Below are 10,688 nucleotides of genomic sequence, written 5' to 3'. Positions count from 1 at the left end.
GTTCGTTATAAGAAAAAGCTTTCTTATGAAACGAACCGTAAAATATATAGCACTAGCCATTGCACTATTGTTAGGATGGATGGCATTTTCTGTGCTATATCCTAATTCTTATGATGTTCCCCAATTTAAGGAGCGAAAAGGGACAAAATACTGGAATCTTTCCACGGGTTCGAGGATCGGATATACATTTATGCCGGCAAAAGGTGTAAGGAAATCATCACCGGTATTATTTCTCCAGGGAGGTCCCGGCGGATTTATAACAGACAAAAACATCGGGCTTTTAGGTAAATTGTCAAACGACGGATACGACGTTTATCTGTATGACCAGATAGGCAGCGGGCATTCGGCGCGTCTGAATGACATAACTGAATATACAGCTGACCGCCATAAGAAAGACCTGGAAGCCATTGTAGCAGAAATTAAAGCCGATAAAGTTATACTGATAGGACAGTCGTGGGGCACGATTCTCGCAACACTTTATGTTGCAGATAACCCTTCTAAAGTAGAAAAAGTTGTATTTACCGGGCCGGCACCTATCGCTCCTTTTAACAATGATGCGTTACAACAACCAGCGCCCGACAGCCTTGATCTTAAAGAGCCAGTGTTTAATAATAGGGATGCTAATCTTAAAGCTAACAATTTAAGAACAAGAGCCGCTTCATTTATGGCTGCGGTGAACGGCAAAAAACTGATGACCGATAAAGAAGCTGATGATTTTCAGACCTATCTTAATAGTCAGCTGAATAAAGCTACGGTAGCAAATCCTGATAATGCTGTTCCCGCTGAGGCAGGTGGAGGCTATTATGCACAGGTTATGACATACAACAGCCTTGCCCGAACCAAAGACCCAAGAAAAGCTCTAAAAGGCATGCAAATACCTATACTTGTATTGAAAGGCCAGTATGACAACCAGAAATGGGGCGCAGCGAAAGAATATCTAGACCTGTTTCCTAATCACAAGCTAATGGTAGTAAAAAAAGCAGGGCATTCTGTAGCAACAGAACACCCTGAGATTTATGTCAATGAGATCAGATCTTTTTTAAAAGGCTAAACTGTTTTGGCAGCCTCCTCTTTTTTTCTGCTTTTATCAGGCCTGATGATCATTCGTAAAGACTGGTCTTTAGAAAAGTAAGCTACCATCCAGTTGTATGCGGTAAGTATCCTGTTGCGGTATCCTATAAGCGACATAACGTGAACGAATAACCACATAGCCCAGGCGATAAAACCTTTAAAATGCATTTCGGGCTTAGGAAGATCGGCTACAGCCTTATTTTTCCCTATGATTGCCATAGATCCCTTATCTTTATATGTAAATGTTTTAAGGGGTTTGCCACTAATTTCATTCTTAAAATTCTTAGCCAATAACACAGCCTGCTGAATTGCAACCTGTGCCAGCTGCGGATGCCCGCCCATAAAATGCAGGTCTACCGCTTCCATGATACAGGTGTCGCCTAATGCATAGATGTTAGTGGTATTGGTCACTTTATTATAACCGTCTACATTAAACCTCCTGCCACGGCCGTAGCTCTCTGCGGGTATGCCTTCAAATACCTTTGCCGAAACTCCGGCTGCCCATATAAGGTTTTTAGACTGTATGGTTTCGCCATTATGAAAGTACACAGTATCATCTTTATAATCAACAACCCTGGTATTTAGCTTAACGATAACGCCAAGCTTCGTTAAAGCTTCCAGTGTATCTTCCTGCGATTTTTTGCTCATTGGTGCAAGCAGCGCGTCGCCTCCGTCTACAAGGTAAATATTACTGGCACTGGTAGAAAGTTCAGGATATTCTTTAAGCAGTATGCCGCTGCGCATTTCGGCAAACATACCCGATACCTCAACACCTGTAGGCCCGCCTCCTGCAACAACAATATTAAGGTACTTACGGCGCTCACGGCTGTTTGTAAGTATTGTTGCTTTTTCCATACGCTGAAGCAGCTTGTTACGCATCTCGATAGCATCGTTTAGCGTTTTCATTGGGATGGCATTCTTGCGAACGTTCTCCATGCCAAAATAATTAGACTCTGCTCCTGTTGCAAATATCAGGCGGTCATACTTAAGCTCTCCGTTGTTAAGTACAACAGTATTGTCTTCTTTCCTTACAGACTGCACTTCGCCAAGGCGAAAATGCACATTGTCATTTTTTCTGAATAATTTACGAAAGGGGTAACTGATGCTTGATGGTTCCAGATAAGCCGTTGCTACCTGGTATATAAGCGGAGGAAAAAAGTTGTAGTTGTTCTTGTCTACAAGTGTTACATCAAAATTTTTGTCTCCTGCGAGGCCTTTGGCAAGGTTTATACCAGCAAAGCCGCCTCCAACTATTATTATCTTCATGTAGTGATGAATTTAGTGCACTAATAATGGTGCAAAATACCTGTATAAAGTTACGCCTTTTTTAAGGCGTGTACAATGCTGTGCAAGCATACAGAATCAATTTTATGAAATAATTGTGTTTTGAACCTACCTGTTAAATTGATGGTATTTTTGGATGGCAAAAATTATCATTGCTATATATAGTTATGTTAATTTTGTAGTGTTTACCTCATGCAATATGTATTTTTATAACAATAATTGCTATCACTATGAAGAACTATTTCTCCAAAAAATCGCTTACCAACGCGTTTAAAATTCTAAAAAATACCTTTACAGGCTTCATGGCCGACAAGGGGTTAAAACTTAGCGCGTCGTTATCTTACTATACCCTTTTTTCGTTGGCGCCACTGTTGCTGCTTATCATATCGCTTGCCGGTGTTATCTTTGGGCAGACAGCCAGTGAGGGAAGGATTTTTGATGAAATTAACGGCCTTATCGGTGCCGAAGCCGCAACTCAGGTACAACAGATAATACGTAACCTCCAGCTATCAGGTAAGTCTACCTTATCTGCGATTATAGGTGCTATAACTCTTGTAATAGGTGCTACCACTGTTTTTGGAGAAATTCAGGATTCCATAAATATGATATGGCGTGTCAAGGCAAAACCAAAAAGAGGATGGCTGAAAATGCTTAAAGACAGATTGCTTTCGGGTTCAATCATTGTAGGGCTAGGTTTTTTGCTTATTGTATCGCTGATAATCAATGGTGCACTTATGGCACTAAACGAAATATTAAGAAGCTACTTTCCTGACCTTACGATCATACTGATAAACATTGCCAACATTGTTATAAGCTTCGCAGTAATTACGGTACTGTTTGGAGTGATATTTAAAGTGTTGCCTGATGCCAAAATTGCCTGGAAAGATGTGCGTGCCGGAGCTTTTTTTACAGCACTGCTGTTTATGCTGGGACGTTATTTGATAGGTATATACATAGAAACTACAGCAGCAGGATCGCCTTATGGCGCAGCGGGATCTATTATAGTAATATTATTATGGATTTATTATACCGCAGCAATACTTTATTTTGGCGCAGAATACACCCGCGAGTACGCCTGCTTTAAAGGTGCGCGTATACAGCCGGCGGAATACGCCGTATATGTAGAGCAAAAAGAAACAGAAAGAAATGTTGAATTTATACCTTCAAAACATGAAGGCGAGGATAAAAAGTAATTTTCCTTTAAAAGCAAAAAACTCCCACGTTTCAACGTGGGAGTTTTTTTATTTATAGCTCATTGTTTACATTCAACCTGCCTTCTACTCCTGCATCATTATCAACACTGCCGGTAATTGCAGCTGCCGCAAATTTAAGCATAGAGATCATTTTTCCGTATTTTGTGTCCCAGTAGTAAGCATCTTTAGTTTCAACTTTGATTACAGTCACATCCGGATCATCTTTACCTTCTTCAAACCATGCTTTTGCTATAGGTGTCCAAAGTTCCTCAATTAGTTTCTTGTCCTTATAGATTGTAGCTTTACCATACACAGAAAGGAAATGAGCATCAGAATTCTTAGAAAAAATCAGCTGTACTTCGTCGTCGTGCCTTATCTCAAAGTTCTTATTACTTTGCTTAGAACTTATAAACCAAAGGTTTCCCTGATCATCTACTTCACGTACCGCCATCGGGCGGGTTGGAAAGGGGCGAACTGATAACTCTGTACAAAACATACAGGAGCCTATATCTTCGGCCATTTCTTTTATTTTGGCTACTGCCTCTTTATTATGGAGGTCTTTAAAATTATCTTTTGAATTTGAATCTGACATAGCAATTAGATTTACGTGGTTAAAAATTAATTTTCACTCCTGCCTGAAACCCAGTCTACAGCATTTTGATATTCTGATTTATGGTAACCGCGGAATTCGCCCGGCATTACCTTGCTAAATACATCGGTAAACTTTATAACGGTGTCAGAATCGGTTACAATAGCAGAGCGGTTCCACTTTGTTATGTTCTTTATGCCGAGTAGTGCATCCTCAAGCCATGCGCCTGCGGTAAAATCAGCCGGGGAGTTGTCAAGAAAAAGCAGGTAGTTAAGTTTTCCTGTTTTTTCAACCAGGCTTGCCACCTGGTGCTTTATTACTTCAAAATCGTCTTTGGTCACTTCACCGTCTGCACGGAAGCCCACCATGTTGTCCGGTAGTTCTGGAATTTGTACTATCATGATAATCAGGGTTTAATTTGTTGTAGTATAAATTTACCCCTTGTGCCATTAAACATGTGTTAGTGGCATCATAATATAAACGCAAAAGAATGGTAAAGTTTAGAGCCCCTTTTCCATAATAAAGTCTTCCATAAGATATCCGTTACCAATATTGATATCTTCTTCTCTTACTTTTACATAGCCATTTTTAGCATAAAACTGCACTGCCGAGTTGTAACGGTTAACATTCAGGCTAATCCTGTTGTTTCCGTTAGCCGCAGCCGCTTTCTCAATTTTAGCCATTAAAAGTTTACCCGCGCCCCTGCCCTGCGTTTCAGGCAATACATATAGTTTATGGAGTTTTGTGGTTTCAGAAAGGTAATTAAGCTCGTAAGAAGCAAAACCAAGATAGTTATCGCCTTCATATAACAATAAAAAACGATGCCCTTTTATAAGAATTTGTTCTGTTATGGCATTTTTACTATACATCATTTCGAGCATATAATGCAGCTGCTCTACAGATAAAATCTCTTTGTAAGCATCGTGCCATGTTGCTATAGCTAAACGGTTTATAATCTCAAAATCTTCGGAGGTGGCTTTGCGTATCTGCATTATTTTATATTTTTAAAACCCCAGTACTACAAGGTTTTCGGAACACTGTAAAGGTAAGAAAAAATTATTGGCACAGTAATTGAATATTGCTAATCAAACAGGAAATAAATAACAACTGAAACCATCATAAAACAACTTAAGCCATGAAAACGATATTACAACAGATAGCCCTTTTTACACTGCTCTTTTCGGCAGATGCATTTGCGCAGGACGTCACTACTGTACGGGCTAACAATAACGACATAAGCGATAACCTTGACCTACAGGCTGTAGCTTCTATCTTTGGTGAATCAAGAGACCTTGAAGATTTTGAGAGAAGGCTTAATGACCCGGAGATACAAATTTCTAACCTGGATCTTAACGGAGATAACAAGGTAGATTACCTGAGAGTTGTAGAAGCTGCCGAGAACAATACACACCTAATCATAATACAGGCGGTATTAGGCCCCGATACTTTTCAGGATATCGCAACTGTTGAAGTAGAAAAAGACCGAAGCAACAATGTGCAGGTACAAGTAGTAGGAGATACTTATATGTATGGATCTAACTATATCTATGAGCCGGTATACGTGTCGCAGCCAATAATATATGATACTTTTTGGGTTAGCACTTACCGTCCTTACTATTCACCGTGGTATTGGAATTATTACCCAACATATTACACCTACTGGGCGCCATACCCTGTGTACAGATACAGAACGCGTGTTCATAATCACATAAATACCAGAAATAACTATGTTTATGTAAACACTAGAAGAAGCTCACGATCTGAAACATTATACAATTCAAGGAGGCAGAATGCTTATGAAAAGCAGCATCCTAACAACTCTTTTAGCAGCAGGAATAAAAATGTAAGCAACAGGTATGCACTGGAACAAAGCCGCGGTACATTAAGGACCAGCCGTGGCGCAGGATCTGCAACAAAGAACTCGTTTTCTAACTCACGAAATGCCGATAAATCTAATAAGAGGGAAACAACTGCGAGAGCTAAAGACAACAACAGTTTTTCTAATTCATCAAGGAATCAGTCGGCTAGAAATGCAGATTCTCCTGCAAAAACCAGTAACAGTGCCGTAAGAAACAGTGCTGTTCAACAGTCGAAGAATGAATATACAGCTCCTGCAAGAAACACAGATGTGCAGCGTTCGGCTCCGGTACAACAAGCAGCTCCGGCACGTATCGAGCGCACGGCTCCGGTGCAGCAGCAAGCGGCTCCTGTAAGACAAAGTGAGCCTGTACAAATACAACGTTCTGCTCCGGTACAGCAGCAGGCAGCTCCTATTCAAATGGAACGTTCTGCCCCGGTACAGCAACAAGCTGCTCCTGTAAGACAGAGCGCACCGGTTCAACAGGCAGCGCCAGCAAGACAAAGCGCTCCAATGCAGTCTGCACCGGCACCTTCACGTTCAGGTGGAGGTTCAAGAAGAGGTTAAGTTAATTCTATTATATTTGAAAGAAAGCACCGCTGGTAATTCAACGGTGCTTTTTTTATGGTTACCCGGTCTATCTTTAAAGGTGAAAAAAGACTTAATGATAGCCACGATAAAACTCTAAGTTTTTATGAAACGCTATTAAACTATCCTTCTCCCTTTTATAGCCTCAACCCATTCATTTTTTGAACATACGGTACATTTTCCGGTTGTAGGCTCAAGCCTTTGTGTATTGGCACAAAATGTACAGGCATATACTCCCGATTTTGGTATTACAGTACTTTTTAGATTAAATAACTGTGGCCGTATAGGAAGTCCGAATTTGACATCTTCATCCTCGTAGAAAAAAACACTTATATCGCCATTGGTTTCCATGTAAGCATTTCTTACCTGCCCCAAATGATCAATTGATTTCAACCTTAGCTCGGCAAAAAATTCGTCCTGTGCAAGGTCTTCTTTTTCAAAGCTAGTAATAGAAAATTGGCCATCTTCTATAATGCAATGTGGTTTTCCTTCAATAAAATTTTCAAATCTCTTACTCTTCGCCAACAGCCAGGTTACAGCCCTATACATAAAAAGTATGATAAGGAATACGGTTATGGCAGGTATAAGGCCTACATCTTCATAAAACATTGGGTCGCCAGCAGCAGATCCTAATGAGATGATGATTACCACCTCAAATATTGAGAGTTGCTTTACCCCTCTCTTTCCGGCAAATTTTAGCGTAAGCAGTACAACCGTAAACATAATCACGGTACGGAAAATCACTTCGGCTAAAAATTCAAAAGGCAGGTCGTTAAACAGAAGCCTTTTCCACTCAAAAATATTTTTCATTTCATGTTAAGAATTATCATCTTAAAAGTACCAAGACTATTTTGCTCATTAACAAACATTAGGACAACTTTAATACAGCGTTATAACTAATCCCAAACAGGCTCTCGTACTTTTATGATTATCAAAATACTAACAACAAAAAAATACAATTATGAGCAAGAGAGTAGCCATACTGGCAACCGACGGTTTTGAGGAAAGCGAACTTAAATCACCAAAACAATATTTAGAAGATCAGGGCTGGCAGGCCGATATCGTGAGCCTTAAAAGCGGTACTATTAAAGCATGGGCAGAAAAAAACTGGGGCAAAGAATATACTGTAGACTACACATTAGATGAAGTATCTTCTTCAGACTACCATGCACTTGTACTTCCGGGAGGTGTTATCAACCCAGACCTTTTAAGAAGAAGCGATGATGCTATTGCTTTTGTAAAGGCGTTTTTTGACGAAAAGAAACCTGTTGCAGCCATTTGCCACGGTCCGCAACTGCTTATTAATGCAGAAGTTGTGGATGGAAGAGAACTTACATCATTCATGTCGGTCAAAAAAGACCTTCAGAATGCAGGAGCTAACTGGGTAGACAAAGAAGTTGTTGTAGACAACGGACTTGTTACCAGCCGTACTCCAGACGATTTGCCTGCTTTTAACAAAAAGATGGTAGAAGAAATCAAAGAAGGAAAACATGAACTTCAGAGAAGTTAATTTCAAGGTTGAAACTTTGATTCACCCGGAAGGCTTTCGTACCCTGTGTATGAAAGCTTTCTTTTTTTATCTTTACTTAAATTAATTTTTTACCAATGAAAACAAAAATAATGTTAGTGCTTGCCATCGTAACTTTACAGGCAAACGCCCAACTGAAACCTGTATCATACACAGAGGGCAAACAAAAGCTTAATGGCTTTGCCGCTATACCTGTGAAACCTTTAAAACAAAAGCCCGGTGTACTTATATTACCTGCGTGGTTTGGCATTAACGACCATACTAAAGAGGTTGCAGCAAAACTTTCTAAACTGGGCTATCATGCCTTTATTGCAGATATTTACGGCGAAGGAAATTACCCTGCAAATGCACAGGATGCAGGAAAACAGGCGGGCTACTACAAAACAAACTATGAAGCTTACCAGAAACGTATTGCCGCCGCATTAGAGCAGCTTATAAAAAGCGGTGCAGATGCTAATAACATTGTGATGATAGGCTATTGCTTTGGAGGTACAGGGGTTCTTGAGGCTGCACGTGCCGATATGAACGTTAAAGGTGTTGTGTCATTTCACGGAGGTTTAGGTAAAGATGCTGCACGCAAAAATAATGCAATAAAAACAAAGGTCCTGGTGTTACACGGAGCAGATGATCCCTATGTGCCTCAAAAAGATATCGAAGCTTTCCAGAAAGAAATGAAAGATGGCAATGCCGACTGGCAAATGGTGTACTACAGCAATGCAGTACATGCCTTTACAGAAAAAGAAGCCGGCAGTGATAATGCTAAAGGCGCAGCCTATAACGAGAAGGCAGATAAACGCTCATGGTCGCATTTTATGGTATTTTTAACGGAACTTTTTCAATAAGAATGTTTTAGAAGAAAAATATTTTGTACTTTAGGCAGAGTAAATCAATCCTGGGGGATATATGAAAAAGACTTTTATGATCATGCTAATGGCACTGGGGGGTACCATAGCAGCAAACGCACAGCACTGCAGCGCTAAATGCACAGCAGCACAAAATTCGCAATGTTCTAAAACACTGGCTAAAAATAGCGAAGAGTATAAAATACGCTATGAGAGGCTTAAAGAGTTAGAGCTTAAAAGAGCCGACAGCCCGAGCTACAATAAATCCGTAAGCCTTAGCAGGGCATTTGACAAAAAACTTGCGCAAAAAATAGACAAATCACTTTACAGCAATGAAACTGCTTTTAACCAATGGATAGAAAAAAATATCCATGCGACAAATTTTGGTTCTGTTGCAGATGCTAAAGAGCAGTGGCAGAAAGTTAATAAAGCATATAACAATGCGGTAGCCGAAAATAAAGACTATTATGACTACATGACGGAGCTTACACTGTCTGTAGAAAATGCTTCAGAAATCATAAAAGGCGCCACTACCACCATAGCCTATGAAAATGTATATAAGTAAGATTATCTTAGTACAACGATACAAAAGCCTCTGCAATGCAGGGGCTTTTTTTTAGCTGCATACTTCATAACATATCCATTAAATATTATCTTTACGTTTCATATTAAATCTCGTTTATGAATAGACTATGTCTTTTGGCTGCGTCGGCACTATTAGTGTCCTGTGGTGCATCTACTTCTGTAGAAACAAAAAAAGATTATGCTAAGGCTGATGTAACTAAATACATGAAGACCATTACGCAGGCCGATCTTAAGAAACATCTTTATATCGTGGCCGGGGATGACATGCAGGGTCGTAATACCGGAGAGGAAGGCCAAAAGAAAGCCGGACGCTACCTTATAGACCAGTATAAAAAAGACGGTATCTCTTTTCCTAAAGGGGCATCCGATTTTTACCAGCCGGTTCCATCTGCGTTTATGACAAGAGCCTTTAGCCCTAAACTGGGCGATTCTGAAAATATCTGGGCATATATAGAAGGTACAGAAAAACCGGATGAAGTATTGGTTATTTCGGCGCACTACGATCACGTAGGTATGAAAAATGGAGAGGTTTATAACGGTGCTGACGATGACGGAAGCGGAACCGTAGCTCTACTAGAGATTGCACAGGCTTTTATGCAGGCTAAAAAAGATGGATACGGCCCAAAACGCTCTATACTATTCCTTCATGTAACAGGCGAAGAACATGGCCTTCATGGTTCACGCTACTATTCAGAGAATCCGCTATTCCCTATCAAAAACACAATTGCCGACCTAAATATTGATATGATAGGCCGTCGCGACGAAGAACATAAGAATAATGGTAACTATGTATACGTTATAGGGTCAGACAGGCTGAGTACAGACCTGCACAACATTAACGAAGAGGCAAATAAAAAATATACTAATCTTAAGCTGGATTACACCTTTAACGCTAAAGACGACCCTAATCATTTTTATGAAAGATCAGATCATTACAACTTTGCTAAAAAGGGAATTCCAATTATTTTCTACTTTAATGGAGTCCACGAAGATTATCACAAACAGGGTGATGAGCCTCAAAAAATAGAATATGATCTTTTGGCAAAAAGAACCCAACTGGCATTTGTTACTGCCTGGGAACTGGCAAACAGGGAAAACCGACCTGTTGTCGATAAAAAATAACACCAAACAAAAATCCCACGCTGAGCGT

General features: G+C 40.1%; 12 protein-coding genes. 7 read left to right on the top strand and 5 right to left on the bottom strand.

The features are described 5' to 3' along the window. Positions 1–25 precede the first annotated feature (25 nt). A complete protein-coding gene (locus R1T16_RS07070; RefSeq protein WP_317500399.1) occupies positions 26–1,051 on the top strand; it encodes an alpha/beta hydrolase in 1,026 nt (341 codons plus the stop codon). On the opposite strand, the gene R1T16_RS07065 is transcribed toward R1T16_RS07070, so the two are convergent. Further along, the gene (locus tag R1T16_RS07065) at positions 1,048–2,337 is read right to left on the bottom strand and encodes an NAD(P)/FAD-dependent oxidoreductase (protein WP_317500398.1); all 1,290 of its coding nucleotides are present in this window, start codon (positions 2,335–2,337) and stop codon (positions 1,048–1,050) included. The two genes, R1T16_RS07070 and R1T16_RS07065, sit on opposite strands and share 4 nt — an antisense overlap. Before the next feature lie 248 nt (positions 2,338–2,585). Between R1T16_RS07065 and R1T16_RS07060 the strand changes: the two genes are divergently transcribed. After that, a complete protein-coding gene (locus tag R1T16_RS07060; RefSeq protein ID WP_317500397.1) occupies positions 2,586–3,548 on the top strand; it encodes a YihY/virulence factor BrkB family protein in 963 nt (320 codons plus the stop codon). Positions 3,549–3,600: 52 nt separating this feature from the next. On the opposite strand, the gene R1T16_RS07055 is transcribed toward R1T16_RS07060, so the two are convergent. The 3 genes from R1T16_RS07055 to R1T16_RS07045 form a co-directional block, all read right to left on the bottom strand. Then, the gene (locus R1T16_RS07055) at positions 3,601–4,140 is read right to left on the bottom strand and encodes a pyridoxamine 5'-phosphate oxidase family protein (RefSeq protein WP_317500396.1); all 540 of its coding nucleotides are present in this window, start codon (positions 4,138–4,140) and stop codon (positions 3,601–3,603) included. A 26-nt stretch (positions 4,141–4,166) separates the two neighbouring features. Beyond that, on the bottom strand, positions 4,167–4,538 hold the full coding sequence (locus R1T16_RS07050) for an STAS/SEC14 domain-containing protein (RefSeq protein ID WP_317500395.1): 372 nt from the start codon (positions 4,536–4,538) through the stop codon (positions 4,167–4,169). Positions 4,539–4,637: 99 nt separating this feature from the next. Further along, positions 4,638–5,129 carry a GNAT family N-acetyltransferase gene (locus tag R1T16_RS07045; RefSeq protein WP_317500394.1) on the bottom strand — a complete coding sequence of 164 codons (492 nt, stop codon included), beginning with the start codon at positions 5,127–5,129 and terminating at the stop codon, positions 4,638–4,640. A gap of 143 nt (positions 5,130–5,272) precedes the next feature. On the opposite strand from R1T16_RS07045, the gene R1T16_RS07040 reads away from it, so the two are divergent. Then, a complete protein-coding gene (locus R1T16_RS07040) occupies positions 5,273–6,562 on the top strand; it encodes a hypothetical protein (RefSeq protein ID WP_317500393.1) in 1,290 nt (429 codons plus the stop codon). A 138-nt stretch (positions 6,563–6,700) separates the two neighbouring features. Here the strand turns inward: R1T16_RS07040 and R1T16_RS07035 are convergent, their stop codons facing one another. Beyond that, the gene (locus tag R1T16_RS07035; protein ID WP_317500392.1) at positions 6,701–7,393 is read right to left on the bottom strand and encodes a DUF421 domain-containing protein; all 693 of its coding nucleotides are present in this window, start codon (positions 7,391–7,393) and stop codon (positions 6,701–6,703) included. A gap of 151 nt (positions 7,394–7,544) precedes the next feature. On the opposite strand from R1T16_RS07035, the gene R1T16_RS07030 reads away from it, so the two are divergent. From R1T16_RS07030 to R1T16_RS07015, 4 genes are all read left to right on the top strand, one after another. Further along, on the top strand, positions 7,545–8,093 hold the full coding sequence (locus R1T16_RS07030) for a type 1 glutamine amidotransferase domain-containing protein (RefSeq protein WP_317500391.1): 549 nt from the start codon (positions 7,545–7,547) through the stop codon (positions 8,091–8,093). Between the two features lie 95 nt (positions 8,094–8,188). After that, complete coding sequence (locus R1T16_RS07025) at positions 8,189–8,953, top strand: dienelactone hydrolase family protein (protein ID WP_317500390.1); 765 nt, start codon at positions 8,189–8,191, stop codon at positions 8,951–8,953. A 61-nt stretch (positions 8,954–9,014) separates the two neighbouring features. Then, positions 9,015–9,518: a hypothetical protein gene (locus R1T16_RS07020; protein WP_317500389.1), complete on the top strand. Its 504-nt coding sequence runs from the start codon at positions 9,015–9,017 to the stop codon at positions 9,516–9,518. Positions 9,519–9,634: 116 nt separating this feature from the next. Continuing rightward, on the top strand, positions 9,635–10,660 hold the full coding sequence (locus R1T16_RS07015) for a M28 family metallopeptidase (RefSeq protein ID WP_317500388.1): 1,026 nt from the start codon (positions 9,635–9,637) through the stop codon (positions 10,658–10,660). Positions 10,661–10,688 lie beyond the last annotated feature (28 nt).

Origin of the sequence: Flavobacterium sp. DG1-102-2, assembly GCF_033042555.1 — a bacterium.
Lineage (GTDB): Bacteria > Bacteroidota > Bacteroidia > Flavobacteriales > Flavobacteriaceae > Flavobacterium.
The sequence above is the reverse complement of the archived record's forward strand: the minus strand, read 5'-3'. Positions and strand labels throughout refer to the sequence as shown.